This window comes from Nitrospirota bacterium (assembly GCA_016214845.1).
Classification (GTDB): domain Bacteria; phylum Nitrospirota; class Thermodesulfovibrionia; order UBA6902; family UBA6902; genus SURF-23.
Window position 1 is genome coordinate 44,042 of sequence record JACRMS010000011.1, and the last position, 19,041, is coordinate 63,082.

Here is a 19,041-nt window from a genome sequence, read left to right on the forward strand (position 1 = left end):
TCTGAATTGATAAATAATCTGTCAAAAATTAAATTCACACTTCAACTAACTTTTTCTTAACTACACTAACAATTAATAATCAAGGAGGGAAACATGAAAAAACCATGTTTATCAACAAACAATCACGAAAAAATTTCATCCAATCCAATCTATCTGCTTTTGCTGGCTGCGATATTCCTTGTCTTTGCAGCAATGACATCCATGTTAAATACATCATTTGCGCAAGCCGGGCCGATAGTCAGTATCTCAGAAGGTGATGAATGGCATTATTTTAAAGGAACGCAGAAGCCGCCGCGCGGCTGGAACAGAAACGGCTTTGATTACAGCAACTGGCAAAAAGGACCGTCAGGCTTTGGATACGGCAAGACTTCCAACAAGACCAATCTTGGCGACATGCGGGGCAATTATTCCACTGTCTATGCACGCAGTGAGTTTGACATCAATAACATTTACGCAGTTGGCGGCATGACCCTGTCCTTGTTCTGTGACGGCGCATTTGTCGCATACCTTAATGGCATAGAGATCATCCGGAATGACTCAGGCCGCATGGCAGAGCAATTTGATGTCAGCGGGTTTATACACGAATTATTACCGGGTAAAAACGTGTTGTCCGTCGAGTGCAGTAATGATGATATAAACAGCAATGATTTTTCTTTTATTCCATACTTTAAAATTCTTGAGTCTCAGAAGGGGGGTATACAATGATTAACAAGAAGTTGTCAAAAATTAATCGGAATTGGACGCACAGGGCTTTGCGGTCTTCAATAAACATTCTGCTGATCTTGGCATTTTTTATTCTGATACCCGGCAGAGCAGATGTGTATGCTGGAAATGCAAAATACATTATTCTGATGGTTGGGGACGGCTGGGGGCCGAAGGCCATGGAGGCAACAAATAAATACACAGGCACAACCCCCCTTTATCAGAGCGACCCGAACTGGTCCAGGCATTGGGTGTCAACATATCCTATCGGAGGCAGTTATGACACAAACCAGGCCTGGTCGAATTTTAATTATGTAATGACAGGCTACGGAGACAGTTCCGCCTGCGCGACTTCTCTCTATACCGGGTTCAAGACTGCAAACGGACGGGTTACTGTGTCTGCTGACGCCTCACAGGCATTTTTCTCACTCGGTGAGAGGGCAAAAGAGTTCACTATGGCGTCAGGCGCCATAAGCACGGTCCCTATTTCACATGCAACGCCGGGCGGATGGGTTGCCCATAATGATGACCGAGGCAATACATTTGCCATAGCAGACGAGGGACTTTTTGGAGACCCTAACACCACCGGCACTACTGCTACGGACTGGAAGTATGGTGGAGGTCACGGGCCATCGCCTGTGACAGACGTCCTCATCGGGACCACCGGCTCGACCTATGTCAGCAGTCAGATATTGACCAAACTGAGGGGCGAAAACGGGCAGGCCGGAAAGCATGTGCTGGTTGAAAGACAGAGCGGAGTAGATGCAGGAAATACCCTGATGGCTGCTGCCAACAATGTTAATACAACCAAGCTGACGGGCTTATTTGAACATACTTATCATAATGCGGACAATTCCGGTTATACCATCGAAAACCCGACCCTTTCCGAAAGCTCTCAAGCGGCATTAAAGGTATTAAGCAAAAATCCGAATGGGTTTGTGCTTATGATCGAAGGCGGCGCTATTGACTGGGCTGCCCATGCAAACAATCTGAATCAGTTGATCGGTGAAGAGAAAGACTTTGACGATGCTGTTCAGACCGTCATTGACTGGGTAGACGATCCAACTAATGACAGCAACTGGAATAATACGCTGGTTATAATTACCGGTGATCACGATTGCGGCTACCTTACCGCCGGGAAAAATATATTTCCCGCGAACCCTTCAACACACGCAAATATTCCTCTTGGCACGGTCAACAACACAACGCTTGCCAAAGAAAAAATTGTTTCAGGCACCGGCGGGCGCCGTGCAAGCTGGGAGGACACTGACGGAGACAGTGTTATAGACGCGGGTGAAACTGTGTACTGGTACTGGCATTCCGGAGATCACACAAACTCCCTGATCCCTCTGTATACACGTGGCGCCGGCTCGGACCTTTTCGCAGTGTACGAAACAGGCAATGATACGGTACGCGGAGCTTACCTCGATGAAACAGCCGTGTTTAATGTGATGGACAACTCCATCAAGAACCCGACCTGTACTCCAACCGGTTCTCTTGCCATAGCTCCCGACCAATCGCTCTATGGCAATCCCATAGACCTTACATCCATAGTTGCAGCAAGCGATGCCGCAAACCTGTCATTTTCGGTACGGTCCGATAATGGCTCCTGTACGGTGAACCCGAATGGGACATTTATAGATACTGAAAACTATTCAGGTACTATCACGCAGGGGACCGGCACCTTTACGGTTTCAACTTCCAAGGCTGGATTTTATGGGGCCAATGCCCTCCGGGCCAATCAGCCCGGTCCTATTCGCGCTAATTGCCCTGCCGTTGATCAGGGGAAGGAATATGAGGTTTACTTCTCTGAAACCGGGACTTACACAGTGTGGACGAGGAACTGGTCATTTGACCAGACCAGTGACTCAATATTTATAGGACTGGACGGCAACTGTTCCGGCATCATAAGCCAGGATGATTCTTCAGGAGCGACCTGGAACCAGTGGATATGGACCAAGAAAGCCATGTCAGGAACAACCAATACCATTAATGTCACCACCCCCGGCCTCCACAAAATAAACATATGGATCCGCGAAGCCGATCACAGGATAGACGGCCTTTATATAACGAAGGGGACAGAAACGCCCACTGACGCCTCGCATGGCGTTCAGATCAATCCGGCCAACTGCGTTTCAACTATCTTCACCGGCGATCAGGCGGCAGCGCAATCTTTAAATACGGCGGGATGGACAAATGGAATTAAACAATTTCAGGCATCCGGTGAAGATGTCAGATGCCTTGTCCCGATTACATCCGTAAGCGGTACGTTTACCTTTAACAGCACTGTTCCCGGCGCTGACTCTCTCCTTGTTTCAAACAACACTGCTATTGCTTCTGTTGATCCTATTGAGGGAGATGCGGGACTGGTAATGCAGCGCTTCAGGGTAGACAGTAATTCCGTGCAGAACGGGCAGGTTGTGCTTACCGCGCTTTCCCTGTCTGACGAAGGAACTGCTGCCGATATTACAGATGCAAAAGTATATATATCGACAACCAGTTCAGCTGCGCTTCCTCCCGACGCAGTCTTGATAGGGAGCACAGGCGTGTGGGACGGCACAGCCAGGATACTATCGCTCAATGGAGGGGCAACTGCGGACCGGACGGTCACAAGCGGAACTTCCAAGTATATTTACATCGTTTATGACACTACGCCCGGAGAGGCCGGTAATACGATCCAGTCCCGTGTTGCAACTGTCTTTGTTGCTTCGCCTGATTTAAGTGACGGGAATGCCGGCAGTTCAAATCTGCTCACTATTGATCCCTGTAACAAGACAGGGGCCGTCGCGATAACATCCGGACAGACACTGAATGGAAGTCTTGTAGACCTCACATCAATTGTCACTGCAACTAATGCTGCAAATGTAATTTATACAGTGACGGAATATGGTTACTGTGACGTCAATCCAGGCGGCACGTTTTTCCAGGCAGAGAAATTTAATTCGACAATATCACAGGGTACAGGCTCATTTTCTTTCCTGAATGGTATATCAGGATTTTTTGGAGAGGGTTATCTCAGAAGTGTCAAGACCGGGACCCCCAGGGCCAGCTGTCCTGCAATTGACGAGGGGAAAGAGTACATATTCAATTTTCCTGTAGCAGGGCAATACAAGGTATGGATGAGGGGCTACACGGTAGACCCAGCCGGCACAGATGACTCCGTGTTTTACGGGCTGGACGGCAATTGCATCGAAGTTTTAACCGAAACCGAGAACAAACCCAAAAATGCATGGGTATGGACAAATACATCGAACCGTATTGGCGACCCTCCGGCTTATCCTCTTAACATTGCTTCACCCGGCATTCACACTGTCAATATATGGGTCCGTGAAAACGACCATGTATTAGATGGTATTTATCTGACAACGGGTACTGAAACTCCAACAGACAGCCAGCATGGCATTGAGATGGACCCTACTTATTGTCCTAAGACACTCTTTTCAGGCAATGCAACTCAGGCGCAGACAGTAAATGCAACAAACTGGTCCAACGGCGTTAAAACCATTCAAGTGACCGCTGACGATGCTGTATGCGGTACCCATATGGTGCCTGTAAGCGGGACCTTTACCTTTGACAGGAACAATCGTCCCGTATCATCCATAACAGATCCGGTTGACGGAGCAACATTAACCAGCAGTTCTGCTGATCCTTATGTGATTAGCGGTACAGCCAGTGATGATGAATCAGTAAATCATATAGAGGTCTCAACAGACGGAGGACAAACATGGCAGTTGGCAAACTGTCCTAATTGTGCCGGGGCAAGTGTGAACTGGACCTATAGCTGGACGCTTCCTGCCAACGGGACTTACGTCATAAAAAGCAAAGCCACAGACAATAGAGGCGTGGCAAGCCTACCGAGTCAAAGCGTTACAGTAACAGTATTCAGGGGCGGGCCTTCGATAACCTCTACTATTCCGGCAAATGGGACAACGGCAGTTGTGTCCAACGCCCCGGTAACGATCATCTGGGACAGGGATGTCGACTGTTCAACAGTGACAAATCCCAATGTGACCATAAGCCCTGCCCCTACATCATGGAACAAGACCTCCTGCAGCGGGAGCCAGGCCGTATTTACGCCGGGCGGCCAGTCTGTATTGACCACCTATAACATAGCCATCACAACAGCAGTGAAGGACACTGCCGGCAACCCGATGGCGGCTAACTACCAATTCTCTTATACAACCGGTGAGCCTTCAGCTCCGGCTTCCGCAATAACTGGTCCGTTAAACGGCTCAAAGATCAACAGCAGCGCTCCCAATCCATATACCGTGACCGGAACAGCCAATGACAATAACGCAGTTCAAAAAATAGAAGTATCAACAAACGAAGGAGGCACCTGGAACCTTGCAACATGCAGCGGATGCGGCACCGCAAGCGCGACCTGGACCTATGCCTGGACATTGCCTGCTGACGGCACGTATACGATACGCAGCCGCGCTACAGACACCTCAAACAATGTTGAGACGCCTTCGGCGGGAAATACTGTAATTGTTGACAGGACCTCGCCTTCGGTAAGCAGCACCATACCGGCCAACGGATCAACGGGCGTGGCTGTTAATGCAAGTATAGCCATCTCCTGGAATACCAATATAGACTGCGCGACTGTCAGCACTGCGACGGTAACATCCAACAGCCCTAACTGGACACGTTTATCATGCAATGGGAACCTGGCCATGTTCGGCGCCACAGGTCAAGCTGAATTTACGCTCTACAATGTAACCGTAACTACAGGTGTAAGAAATGCGGCAGGCATTTACATGAGCGACAACTATCAGTTCTCATACAGGACCAATAAAGTGCCTTCCCTGTCCATCCTCCAGCCGGACGGCGCCGGTGATTCATTAAAGGCAGGCAATCCTTTCAATGTAACATATACCCTCGATGATCCCGATCATGTTGTGACAGCGGCATTCTACTATGACACTGACAACACGGGATATAACGGCACGGCAATCGCCGGCGCATGCGCATCAGCCGCTGAAGGCGCAGGCATAACGTGTGCCTGGGACACAACAGGCATGAATTCTCCGGGAATGCCGCCCAAGACTTTTTATATCTACGGCATAACCAATGACGGGTTCGGGGACATCAGGAATTATTCGAGCGGGCCGGTCACCATTTATCCTCCAAATGAGCCACCGGTATTGTCGATCTCTGAACCAAACAGCAGTAATGATACCGTTGTTGCCGGTGATACGTATAACATTACATATGTACTTACGGACCCCAATATCGACGACACGGTGACGGCAGCTTTTTACTTTGATACTGACAACACAGGGTATGACGGCAATCCGGTCAGCGGCGCATGCGCTTCAGCCCCTGAAGGCACGAACGTGACCTGTCCATGGAACACGACAGGGATGACTCCCGGCGCTTATTATGTCTATGGCATAACAGGTGACAGCGGCGGCACGGTCAAAGCGTATTCACCGGGACAAGTTACGATTGTCGCGACCAACTCCCTTCCGGCAATTTCAGTCCTTCAGCCTGACGGTATAGATGATGCTATCAGACCAGGCGACCCTTACAATATTGTCTATACCCTCTCTGACATTGATGAAACGGTAACGGCAAGGTTCTATTATGATGTTGATACGGATGACACTAACGGGATCGGAACACTCATAAACGAATGCTCCGCAGCTCCCGAAGGCACGGGAGTAACATGTACATGGATCAATACCGCCGGCCTGACGCCCGGAATTTATTACATATACGGCAGGGTGCAAGACAGGACAGGAGCAATTGTGCATGTCTATTCAGGTCCGATAACAACAGAGGTGGTCCCGCCATCGGTCATTTCCACCGCTCCTGCAAATGGAGCAGCCGCGACAACGCTTAATGGCGCTGTGACCATCAACTGGAACGAGGCGGTGAACTGTGCGGCCGTCAACGAAACAACTGTGACCATAAGTCCTGCCGCAGGCTGGACAAAGACCTCCTGCAGCGGAACACAGGCAGTGTTTACCCCGGCCGGACAGGCTGAGGTGACCGCGTATACAATTACAGTGACCACGGCAGTCACAGACATCGCCGGCAATCATATGACTGCTGATTATCTGTTCTCGTATACAACTGCAGATGTGACAGGTCCTTCCGTCACTTCCACTTCTCCATCTAACGGAACAGCAGGGACAGCGATAGACAGCGCGGTGACCATCAACTGGAATGAGTCGGTCAATTGTGCGGCCGTCAACGAAACGACCGTAACCATAAGTCCTGCCGCAGGCTGGACAAAGACCTCCTGCAGTGGAACACAGGCAGTGTTTACTCCGGCCGGACAGGCTGATTCAACAGTCTATACGGTAAACGTCACTACTGCGGTGACTGATACCGCCGGCAATCCAATGTCTTCCGCGTATCAGTTCTCATATACCACGAATGTACCTCCGTCTTTGAGCATTTCAAAACCGGACGGAACAGAAGGGACCGTGACAACAGGCGATTCGTTCAATATCACCTACACTCTCAGCGATCCTGATAATACTGTGACCGCTGTGTTCTACTATGACACTGATAAATCGGGCTTTAATGGTACTGCAATTGCAGGGGCCTGCGCCCTTGCTGCTGAAGGTTCGAACATTTCATGCGCATGGAATACTGCCGGTATGCAGCCTGGCAGCTACTATATTTACGGCATCACAGGCGATGGAAGCGGAAGCGGTTCTTGTGCTACCCGTACATGGACCGGACTCGGCATCGATAATCTTGCGTCAAATGCTCAGAACTGGTCAGGCAATACAGTTCCTCAGAATTGGGACAATGTGATCTTTGACGGCACTTCCGTAGAGAATTGCGATTGGGACATTAACGCATCGCTTTCATCATTAAGCCTCAATTCAGGATATTCCGGCACGGTGTCCGTTAATTCCATTCTGTTAATTAGTGGAGATTTAATTGTCTCTGACGGAATTCTAATACAAAATGAAAATATTACAGTCGGCAGCGGCGGCGGAAGTTGCAGCGGCGGCAGCCAGGTCGGTGCATACTCACCGGGGCATATAACAATCAACAATGCAGGAATAACAGTTACTCCTGCAAGCGGGCTGGTGACTACGGAAGCAGGAGGCACAGATACTTTTACAGTAAAGCTCAACAGCCAGCCTTCATCTGACGTAACGGTTGCACTGAGCAGTTCAGACACGACAGAAGGGACAGTATCGCCGTCAAGCCTGACATTTACAACCGCGAACTGGAACCTGCCTCAGACAGTGACTGTAACCGGAGTTAACGATTTCATAATAGACGGCAGCATTGCCTATACCATAGTGACGGCAGCGGCAACGAGCACGGATATCAATTACAACGGACTGGTTGCGCCGGACGTATCGGTAACAAACACAGACAATGATGTTGCAGGTATTACAGTAAATCCGACAAACGGACTGTCGACAACAGAGGCAGGCGGCACAGCGACATTCACGGTAGTGTTAAACAACCAGCCGACAGCGGATGTAACGATCGGCCTGAGCATTTCAGACACGACAGAAGGGACAGTATCGCCGTCAAGCCTGACATTTACTCCGGCAAACTGGAATATTTCCCAGACGGCGACCATAACCGGAGTAGATGATTCAGCGCAGGATGGCGAAAAAGCATACACCATAATGACGGCAGCGGCAACGAGCGCTGATGTTAATTTTAACGGGGTGGATGCTTCGGATGTGTCTGTAACAAACACGGACAATGATGTTGCAGGCATAACAGTAAATCCGACATCGGGACTTTCGACAACAGAGGCAGGCGGCACAGCGACATTCACAGTAGTACTTAACACCCAGCCTTCATCTGACGTAACAATTGCCCTGAGCAGCTCAGACGAAAGCGAAGGCGCTGCATCACCGCCCCTTACGTTTACTTCAGAAAACTGGAATCTGCCTCAGACCGTGACTGTTACAGGTGAAGACGATTTCATAATAGACGGCAGCGTTGCCTACACCATTGTTACAGCAGCGGCAACAAGCGCGGACATTAATTACAACGGGCTGGATGCGCCTGACGCCTCGGTAACAAACACAGACAACGATGTTGCAGGTATTACAGTAAATCCGACATCGGGACTTTCGACAACAGAGGCAGGCGGCACAGCGACATTCACAGTAGTACTTAACACCCAGCCTTCATCTGACGTAACGGTTGCACTGAGCAGTTCAGACACGACAGAAGGGACAGTATCGCCGTCAAGTCTGACATTTACAACCGCGAACTGGAACCTGCCTCAGACAGTGACTGTAACCGGAGTTAACGATTTCATAATAGACGGCAGCATTGCCTACACCATAGTGACGGCAGCGGCAACGAGCACGGATATCAATTACAACGGACTGGTTGCGCCGGACGTATCGGTAACAAACACAGACAACGATGTTGCAGGTATAACAGTAAATCCGACTGCGGGATTGTCGACCACAGAGGCAGGCGGCACAGCGGCATTCACGGTAGTGTTAAACAACCAGCCGACAGCGGATGTAACGATCGGCCTGAGCAGTTCAGACACGACAGAAGGGACAGTATCGCCGTCAAGCCTGACATTTACAACCGCGAACTGGGACCTCCCTCAGACAGTGACTGTAACCGGGGTTAACGATATCACTATTGACGGCAACATTACATTCACTATAGAGACTTCAGCGGCCACAAGCCCGGACCTGAATTACAACGGGATAGATGCTGATAATGTTTCCGTAACGAATAGCGACAATGATGCAGCCGGCATGACGATCACACCGTTGTCAGGACTAACTACCACGGAGGCCGGCGGGATTGCCATCTTCACCGTTAAACTGAATACTCCACCCACGGCAAGTGTAACTATCGCGCTGAGCAGTTCAAACACGGCAGAGGGCACGATCAATAAAACGAGTCTCACGTTTACTACATCGAACTGGAACACCCAGCAGGCAGTTACTATAACCGGAGTAAATGATCCAATAGATGACGGTAACGTTGCCTACTCGATAGTTACAGCGGCCGCAACCAGCGATGATATTAATTACAACGGTGTGGATGCCGCGGATGTATCGGTTACCAACACCGACAATGACACAGCAGGCATCATAGTGACCCCGGCCAGCGGATTGGTTACATCAGAAGGAGGCCTGACAGCGACCTTTAGCGTCGTGCTCAACAGCCAGCCTACTGCGGATGTAACGATTGCGCTGAGCAGTTCAAACACTGCAGAGGGCAATGCATCCCCTGCAGTCCTGACGTTTACTTCAGCTAACTGGAATACAGCACAAACAGTGACGGTGACGGGAGCGAACGATGACGTACAGGATGGAAACGTAGCTTACACAATTATCACAGGAGCAGCCGCAAGCCCGGATAGCAATTACAACGGAAGGGCCGTATCTGATGTTAGCGTGACGAACACTGACAATGACGTGGCTGGAGTAACAGTCAGCCCGGCCAGCGGATTGACAACAACGGAGGCAGGCGGCACAGCGACCTTTACTGTAAGGCTTAACACACGGCCGACAGCAAGTGTAACTATCGCGCTGAGCAGCACAAACACTAACGAAGGAACGGTATCACCTTCAAGCCTGACATTTACCTCTGTGAACTGGAGCGGTGAACAGACGGTGACCGTAACAGGGGTGAATGATTTTGCGATAGACGGTAATGCAACTTTCACAATCATTACAGGAGCCGCGGCAAGCTCTGATGTTAATTACAGCGCAATGGCTGTCTCAGACGTGAGCGCAACCAATATGGACAATGACGCGGCCGGAGTGACTGTTACCCCGACCAGCGGGCTGACGACAACAGAGTCAGGAGGCACAGCGACATTTACTGTAGTCTTAAACGCCATACCGGCAGCGGAGGTGACGATCGGCTTGAACAGTTCAGACTCAACAGAAGGGACAGTATCGCCTTCAAGCCTGACATTTACCTCCGCAAACTGGAACGTTGCCCAGGCAGTGACAGTGACCGGGGTGGACGATTCAGCATATGATAATGATGTCTCTTATGTCATACAGACTGCGGCGGCATCAAGTACAGACCCGCTCTACAGCGGGGTAGATGCTTCGGATGTGTCAGTAACGAATGTGAACAATGATGTGCCCGGCATAACAGTAACGCCGACGAGCGGCCTGACGACAACAGAGGCAGGCGGCGCAGCGACCTTTACTGTAGTGCTTAACAGCCAGCCGTCTTCGGATGTAACTGTCGGCCTCAGCAGCAGCAATACTTTAGAGGGGAATGTATCTCCTGCAAGCCTGACATTCACATCAGCGAACTGGAGTACACCGCAGCTTGTGACCGTCACTGGCGCAAACGATGATGTTGCTGATGGCAACATTCAGTACACCATAGTAATCGCACAGGCCGTAAGCACGGACGGCTATTACAATGTCATAAATCCTGATGACGTGAGTGTAACTAACACCAACGATGATGTGGCAGGGATAGTAGTAACGCCGACGAGCGGCCTGACGACAACAGAGGCAGGCGGCACTTCGACATTTACGGTAGTAATGAACAGTCAACCAACAACGGATGTGACGATTGCCCTGAGCAGTTCCGACACTACCGAAGGTAATGTGTCACCTGTGGGCCTTACGTTTACTTCATGTCTCAGATGTATCGGTAACTAACACCGACAACGACGTGGCAGGAATAGTAGTAACGCCGACAAGCGGACTGACGACAACAGAGGCAGGCGGCGCAGCTACCTTTACAGTAGCGCTCAACAGCCAGCCTACAGCGGACGTGACGATCGGCTTAAGCAGTGGCGATACCACAGAGGGCACTGTATTACCTGTAAGTCTTACGTTTACTTCAGCTAACTGGAATGCAGCACAAACAGTGACTGTGACGGGAGCGAACGATAACGTACAGGATGGTAACATTGCCTACATAATCATTACCGGGGCGGCATCAAGTGTTGACGTTAACTACAGCGGTATGGCTGTCTCAGATGTATCGGTAACGAACACTGACGATGCTGACACTGCAGGGATAACGGTAACGCCGACAAGCGGACTGACGACAACAGAGGCAGGCGGCACTTCGACATTTACGGTAGTAATGAACAGTCAACCAACAACGGATGTGACGATTGCCCTGAGCAGTTCCGACACTACCGAAGGTAATGTGTCACCTGTGGGCCTTACGTTTACTTCACGGAGCGGCATCAAGCACTGACGGCAACTACAGCGGTATGGCTGTCTCAGATGTATCGGTCACTAACACTGACGATGCTGACACAGCAGGCGTAACCGTAACGCCGACGAGCGGACTGACGACCACAGAGGGAGGCGGTGCAGCTACCTTTACAGTAGTGCTCAACAGCCAGCCTACAGCGGATGTGACGATCGCCATGAGCAGTTCCGATACTACTGAGGGTAATGTATCACCTTCAAGCCTTACGTTTACAACCGCGAACTGGAACACACCAAAGACAGTGACTGTTGCAGGCGTTAACGACTTCATAATAGACGGCAGCATCGCCTACACCATAGTGACGGCAGGGGCGGCAAGCGCGGATGCCAACTACAATAGCATGGATGCCCCGGATGTGTCGGTAACGAACACTGACAATGACGTCGCAGGCATAACAGTAACGCCCACGAGTGGACTGACGACCACAGAGGCAGGCGGCACAGCGACATTTACAATAGTGCTCAACAGCCAGCCTGCATCGGATGTCACCATCGGCTTAAGCAGCGGCGACACCACTGAGGGCAGTGTATCACCTTCAAGTCTGACTTTTAATTCAGCAAACTGGAACACCCCGCAGACTGTGACCGTAACAGGCGTAAACGATGATACAGATGATGGTGATATCGCCTACACCATAGTGACGGCAGGAGCAGCAAGCACGGATGCCAATTACAACGGACTGGATGCTTCGGACGTGTCTGTAACAAACACTGACAATGACGTTGCGGTCATAACAGTAACGCCGACGGGCGGACTGACGACAACAGAGGCAGGCGGCGCAGCGACATTCACGGTAGTATTGAACAGTGCACCCACAGCAGATGTCACGATCGCCCTGAGCAGTTCAGACACCACAGAAGGCAATGTGTCACCTTTAAGCCTTACGTTTACTTCCGCGAACTGGAACACACCAAAGACAGTGACTGTTGCAGGCGTTAACGACTTCATAATAGACGGCAGCATCGCCTACACCATAGTGACGGCAGGGGCGGCAAGCGCGGATGCCAACTACAATAGCATGGATGCCCCGGACGTGTCGGTAACGAACACTGACAATGACGTCGCAGGCATAACAGTAACGCCCACGAGCGGACTGACGACCACAGAGGCAGGCGGTACAGCGACATTTACAGTAGTATTGAACAGCCAGCCTTCTTCAGACGTAACGATTGCACTGAACAGTTCAGACGCAACAGAAGGCAATGTATCACCTTTAAGCCTTACGTTTACCTCAGCAAACTGGAACTCCCCGCAGACTGTGACCGTGACCGGGACAGATGATTTCGCAGATGACGGTAACATTACCTACACCATAGTAACGGCAGCAGCATCGAGCTTAGACGCCAGTTACAATGGTATTAATGCGCCGGATGTGGCAGTCACAAATTCAGATGATGATACGGCAGCCATATTTGTTGAGCCTGCAAGCGGATTGACGACCACGGAAGACGGCGGTGTAAACATGTTCATGATTGTGCTTGAAAGCCAGCCTGCAGCGGACGTGACGATAGCGCTTAGCAGTTCAAATCCAAATGAAGGCACTGTCTCAGTGGCAAACATTACCTTTACGACTGAGAACTGGGCTGATACACAATTTGTGATCATAACCGGCGTGAACGACTTTGTAGTGGACGGCGATGTGCAGTACACAGTAGTAACGGCGCCTGCGACAAGCTCAGACCCGATTTACAACGGTATGAACGCATCAGATATATCGGTCATAAATCTGGACAACGATTAATTGGTTTACAGTAATGAGTGACAGGTAACGAGTGACGGGAATACAAGGAGGCTTGACTCGTTACTTGTTGCTCGTTACCAGTAACTTTGTGTATGCCTCGTCAATACAGCTACATAAACATTAACGACTACTACTTCTGTCTCCAGCAAAATCCCGCTGTGCTGGCATGGATACTTTTCTTCAGGAGGGATGAACTGATCGCAGTCAAGCCCTGGCTTGCGAAAGACTTCCCACTGTGGCGAACGACTTATTTCAGGCACCGCTGGAAGCTTATTAAAAGTGACTTGAACACAATTGCTTTCTTTTTGCAGTGCAGGCTCAACTTGAGGAAGGCGGAGAAGGTGCGTCTGCCTGTGTATGGACAGTTCGGAGTGCCTGTTCATAAGGGATATAAGATATTTAATATTTTTAACGGAACGGCAACAAAGATATTCGATGCGGACGTGAACATTTTAAGCGTTCTTGGTGAAATCGATCAGATGAGGAGGGCTTCACTGATCGACTTTGCGCCTTCGCTGAAAAGTTGGGACATTGACGGAAAATTTTACGAAGAAGAATACATAAACGGCAGCGTGGAAATTTCTCAGAGATCGCTTGATTCCGCGGTCTTTTTAAAAACGTTTTGCCGTGAAGTGGTCCCGTGCATCAGCAATCTTATGGCATTTGAAAAACCCGCACAGAGAGACTTAAAGGAATATGCCGGTGAGCTTATCACAGATTTAGAGGTTGGTATTTCATCAATGAAGGCATCAAAAGCAAATGAAGTCGACATGATAATGAACTTTGTTCATTCAATGGCGGAAAATTTACATGCAGACGGAAGCCGTTCAGTGTATCTTGCTTTTACCCACGGAGATTTTTGTCCTGCAAATATTTTGCGCACAAAAGGCGGAATCAAATTTATCGATTGGGAGAGCGCGGCTTACAGGAGTATGCTGTTCGATTTTTACAGCTATTTCTTTTACCGGCCTGTCTGCCTGGAATGCGATATTGATAAAATGCATTCGGAGATAAACGGAGCCCTGCCGGCGCTTTTCTCAAGGCTGAATTCCGGGATGACGGATTTGCCCGCGCATATAGCAGATTCAGCAGATGTATACCGCAAGCTCTATTATCTTGAACTGATCTGCAAGCTCGTGGAGCGCAAGTCTACAGACAACCGGCTGGATATCATGGATTACATCAGGCGGTATATCGGGGCGTTTAACAACTACGAGCAATATGCATCAAGAGAGGATGCCGGCATATGTGCGGCATAGCAGGAGAATTGAGATTCAGGTCTGAAAAGTCGCAATGCGCCGACTGGGACAAGATCAGCTCTATGATGTCCCGCCGGGGGCCGGATGACGATGGGATATGGATGGACGATGGATACTGCACATTAGTGTTTCGCAGGCTGGCGATAATCGACTTAAGCAGAAAGGGCCACCAGCCCATGACCGCAGGCAATGACCGTTATTCGCTGGTATTTAACGGCGAGGTCTATAACTTTATCAACCTGAGAAAGCAATTGATAAACCGCGGGGTCCAATTCCGGTCGCATGGTGACAGTGAAGTCGTACTGCATGCATTAATTGAGTGGGGCGCTGAAGCGCTTGCAAAGTTCAACGGGATGTTTGCGCTCGCTTTTTACGACAGGGCTGAAAAGAAACTGCTGCTGGCGCGCGACCACGCTGGCATTAAACCTCTGTATTATTTAATATGCCCTGACGGCGTTGTGTTCGGCTCTCAGTACAACCAATTACTGGCGCACCCCTTGAGTAATAATCTTCATACATCTGAAGCGGCGTTGGGACTTTATCTGCGCCTGGCGTATATTCCGGCCCCTTATGGCTTGTTAGAGAAAACGCATATGCTTGAACCGGGCATGTGGATGGAGATCTCCGCGGAGGGACATGTTAAACAAGACCGCTTTTTTATTTTCCCTCATCATGCAGCGCCGTCATTGCGGGGTGAAGAAGCAATTGAGGCAATTGATGAAGCGGTATCTGCGGCTGTAAAGAGGCATTTAGTCAGTGATGTCCCTGTGGGGGCTTTCTTGTCCGGAGGAATCGACTCGCCGTTAGTAGTAGCCATGATGCGCTCAGTCAGTACGAATGCCATAAATACATTTACAATCGGGACAGGCGAAAGAGAAACAGATGAATCTGAAGACGCAATGACCTATGCGCGGGAGATCGGGGTAGAGTGTAAGGTTGAACATTCAACTCCCGGGCAGGCGGTCGATTTAATTGACGATGTCATAGATGCCTGCGGAGAGCCATTTGGCGACTACTCGATATTTCCGACCCTGATGGTTTCAAGATTGGCCAGCCGTGATCATAAAGTTGTACTTTCAGGAGACGGCGGCGATGAATTGTTCTGGGGTTATCCGGCCCGCTTTATAACACTTCTCAATCTGGCCAGAGATTTCAGGATGCCGCAGTGGCTGAGAAAGATACGATGGGGAGTGAACAGGACTTTTTTAAGAGGCAGCAAAAGCAGGTTTGCGCTTATGGGTTCACTGGGAGACTGTCATCGCTCCATGCACAATCATCTTCCCGAGACGCTTCTGAATGAGGTATTTCCTTCGCTGCCGGCCTGGCCTTCAGACTGCGATGCTTATGCATATACTGTCTGCGAGCCTGACCGGGCCGCGCAATTTTCCCGCTGGAACGAATTTGTTTACCATTTAACAATGGTGCTGATGAAAGTTGACAGGGCCAGCATGCATCATTCGCTTGAAGTGCGTGTTCCCTTGCTCGACCGCGAGGTGATAGAAGTCGCAGCAAAAATTGACTGGCGGGATTGCATGAACGCTGATCAGGGAATGGGGAAATTACCGTTAAGGCGCACATTGGCCAGATACGTAAAGCATACGACTTACGCAAAGCGCGGCTTTGAAGTCCCGATGGCGGCATGGCTCAGGACATCGTTGAAAGGGTTTTTCGAGGAATTCGTCCTGAAACGGCCTGACATCCTGGGGCTTGAAATTAATCGAAAGGCCTTGCGCAGAATATTTGAACTGCATGTTAACGGAGAGCGCAACTATGCATGGGGGCTTTGGCCGCTGCTCAGCCTCTCTTTGTGGGACAAAAGACATTACAGCCGCGCATGAGAAAAAATGAACACATCCCTCCACTGGTGACAATCGCCATACCGACATTTAACAGGGGGAACAGCTATTTAAAGGATTCACTCAAAAGCGCAGTGAGTCAGACGTATTCAAATGTTGAGATAATCGTTTCAGACAATGCCTCAACGGACAACACGGAAGAACTTGTGAGGGCATTCAATGATCCGCGGATAAGATATTTCAGGCACAGCAGCAATAGAGGAGCTACGCACAATACTAATTTCTGTGTACAACAGGCACGAGGAGATTATTTCCTGCTTTTACACGATGATGATCTCATAGACAATGATTTTTTAAGCTCATGCATGGAAGCCGTGAATTACGATACCTGTTTCGGTGTGGTCCTTACAGGGACCCGCATAATTGACAGTGACGGCGCAATAGTACGTGAAGATACGAATAAGGCGGAGGGGTTTTCAACAACGGATTTTTTTCTTTCCTGGTTTGATTATAAGGTGCCTGTATATCTTTGCAGCACGCTGTTTAATACCGGAAGATTAAGGGAAATGGGCGGGTTCAAGTCTCCGAAAAATCTTTATGATGATGCCGCTGCACTGTTTCAGCTGGCAGCCAAATTCGGGAGGAAAGACGTGCGTGATGTTAAAGCCGGTTTTCGCAGACATTCCGACAACAGCGGTTCGGTGGCCTTGCTTAGTGACTGGTGTGAGGACAGCCTTTATCTATTAAACGTTATGTGTGATCTGGCCGGGGACAAAAAGGAACTTCTGAGAAACAAAGGGATGACTTATTTCTGCATTGTAAACTATATCTATGCAGCGAATATACCAACTTTTATAAAGCGTATTTATGCTTATTTTACAGTCTATAAAAAGTTTGAATATTCCTATTCTCCCTTTCATTACATTTTCGCCCGTAACATGTTGTATAACTCGGCCTGCCGCATTCTGGGCTTCCTTAAAAGGCAAATGAGAAAAGCATTGTCATTTGCGCCGGTGCAATAATGCGAAAAGACCGACCGTTGTTTTCGATAATAATGCCGAACTACAACAAGGGGAAATATATTAAAGAGAGCATTGAAAGTGTTTTAGCGCAGAACTTTACCAACTGGGAATTAGTCATCGCTGATGATGCGTCCACTGATAATTCATTGGACGTTATAAAGACATTTCTCAATGACAGGAAAATAAAATTGATCAGGAACGAAACCAACAAAGGCGTCGCATACGCTGCAAAACAGGCGGTTGAAGCCTCCTCCGGCGAGATAATCGGCACACTGGATTCCGATGATGTCCTTCTTGAGGATGCATTAACGGTCATGGTTGACGAACATATGTCGAATCCCGGACATGGGTTGATATATTCAAATCATTATAAATGCGACAAGGACATGAGAATACTTGGTGAGGCAGCCTGGCTTGATATATTGAATGACGGTAAGTGCCTCCAGAAAATTTTACTTGAAAGGCAAGCTGAAGCGGCAATATCAACCGCGTTTCGCACGTTCAAGAGAAGCGCCTATAACATGACGGATGGTTATGATGTTACTTTATCATGTTACGAGGACAGGGACTTATATTATAAACTGGAAAAAGTGACCGGGATCAAAGGCATAAATAAATGTCTTTATTGTTACAGGGACAATAATGAAACGGGGGCATACAGGAACAATTCGAAAACGCTGTATTACTGGTTTGTCTGTGAATATAAAGAAACCAGGCGAAAATCGGGCGTAAATCTGCCCTCTGCCGGCAAGGAGAAAATCTCTCCATTCCTGTCAAATATAATGTTCATGACCTTATGCAAATATTCTGACATCAGCAGGGAGAAACTGAGGGAAAGACTTCGATACTTTCTATTGGAAACGGGGTATGACAATTTAAGAAACAATAAATTGTTGGCGTTTCTTTACTTCCTTAATTCGTTTATCTACGGCTATACCCCGATTACCTTGAGCAGGATAAAAAAATTTATTTCTCATGAACTGCCCGAAAGCGCATATATTAAATAAATGATTATAGGGAAATGTATCAAAGATGCTTGTTGTTTTGCAATGAAAACTCTTAACAGAAAGGAGGAAACACATGACATATTGGCAGAGTCCATGTTTGGTCAGTAATAGGACGGGAAGCAATTGAGGTTTCTTTTGAATCAAAGAGCAGCATCATAATTAACCTGAGTTAAAGCAAAAAAGGAGGAGACGATGAAGAAGACGGTGTTAATATTAATGGCAGGGTTGTTATTTATTGGAGTGAATGTATATGCAGCGGGGGACTTAACGGTAAGCGGCAAGCTGGGAGTGGGGACGTCAAGCCCGGCCAATAATTTAGAAGTTGTCGGCACGACGAAGTTTACA

At 49.0% G+C, this 19,041-nt stretch carries 9 protein-coding genes; all 9 read left to right on the forward strand.

Annotated elements, in window-relative coordinates:
• Window positions 1–93 precede the first annotated feature (93 nt).
• Window positions 94–705, forward strand: coding sequence for a hypothetical protein (locus HZB61_03035; GenBank protein ID MBI5055577.1), 612 nt, complete (start codon window positions 94–96; stop codon window positions 703–705).
• On the forward strand, window positions 702–11,303 hold the full coding sequence (locus HZB61_03040) for an alkaline phosphatase (protein ID MBI5055578.1): 10,602 nt from the start codon (window positions 702–704) through the stop codon (window positions 11,301–11,303). The genes HZB61_03035 and HZB61_03040 overlap by 4 nt, the downstream gene beginning before the upstream one ends.
• Complete coding sequence (locus tag HZB61_03045) at window positions 11,248–11,853, forward strand: hypothetical protein (GenBank protein ID MBI5055579.1); 606 nt, start codon at window positions 11,248–11,250, stop codon at window positions 11,851–11,853. Before HZB61_03040 ends, HZB61_03045 begins: the two co-directional genes overlap by 56 nt.
• Entirely contained in the window at window positions 11,801–13,612 is a 1,812-nt protein-coding gene (locus HZB61_03050) for a hypothetical protein (protein MBI5055580.1), read from the forward strand. Before HZB61_03045 ends, HZB61_03050 begins: the two co-directional genes overlap by 53 nt.
• 92 nt (window positions 13,613–13,704) lie before the next feature.
• Complete coding sequence (locus HZB61_03055; GenBank protein ID MBI5055581.1) at window positions 13,705–14,871, forward strand: phosphotransferase; 1,167 nt, start codon at window positions 13,705–13,707, stop codon at window positions 14,869–14,871.
• Window positions 14,859–16,709, forward strand: coding sequence for an asparagine synthase (glutamine-hydrolyzing) (asnB, locus tag HZB61_03060; protein ID MBI5055582.1), 1,851 nt, complete (start codon window positions 14,859–14,861; stop codon window positions 16,707–16,709). The genes HZB61_03055 and asnB overlap by 13 nt, the downstream gene beginning before the upstream one ends.
• A complete protein-coding gene (locus HZB61_03065) occupies window positions 16,706–17,689 on the forward strand; it encodes a glycosyltransferase (protein MBI5055583.1) in 984 nt (327 codons plus the stop codon). The genes asnB and HZB61_03065 overlap by 4 nt, the downstream gene beginning before the upstream one ends.
• Window positions 17,689–18,696, forward strand: coding sequence for a glycosyltransferase family 2 protein (locus HZB61_03070; GenBank protein MBI5055584.1), 1,008 nt, complete (start codon window positions 17,689–17,691; stop codon window positions 18,694–18,696). The genes HZB61_03065 and HZB61_03070 overlap by 1 nt, the downstream gene beginning before the upstream one ends.
• 192 nt (window positions 18,697–18,888) lie before the next feature.
• On the forward strand, window positions 18,889–19,041 hold a 153-nt coding region (locus HZB61_03075; GenBank protein ID MBI5055585.1), incomplete at its 3' end, for a hypothetical protein.

Bases quoted from the DNA above. Each gene is read 5' to 3' on its own strand.
- HZB61_03035 (MBI5055577.1), top strand. From the start codon at position 94: ATGAAAAAACCATGTTTATCAACAAACAATCACGAAAAAATTTCATCC.
- HZB61_03040 (MBI5055578.1), top strand. From the start codon at position 702: ATGATTAACAAGAAGTTGTCAAAAATTAATCGGAATTGGACGCACAGG.
- HZB61_03045 (MBI5055579.1), top strand. From the start codon at position 11,248: ATGTGTCACCTGTGGGCCTTACGTTTACTTCATGTCTCAGATGTATCG.
- HZB61_03050 (MBI5055580.1), top strand. From the start codon at position 11,801: ATGTGTCACCTGTGGGCCTTACGTTTACTTCACGGAGCGGCATCAAGC.
- HZB61_03055 (MBI5055581.1), top strand. From the start codon at position 13,705: ATGCCTCGTCAATACAGCTACATAAACATTAACGACTACTACTTCTGT.
- asnB (MBI5055582.1), top strand. From the start codon at position 14,859: ATGTGCGGCATAGCAGGAGAATTGAGATTCAGGTCTGAAAAGTCGCAA.
- HZB61_03065 (MBI5055583.1), top strand. From the start codon at position 16,706: ATGAGAAAAAATGAACACATCCCTCCACTGGTGACAATCGCCATACCG.
- HZB61_03070 (MBI5055584.1), top strand. From the start codon at position 17,689: ATGCGAAAAGACCGACCGTTGTTTTCGATAATAATGCCGAACTACAAC.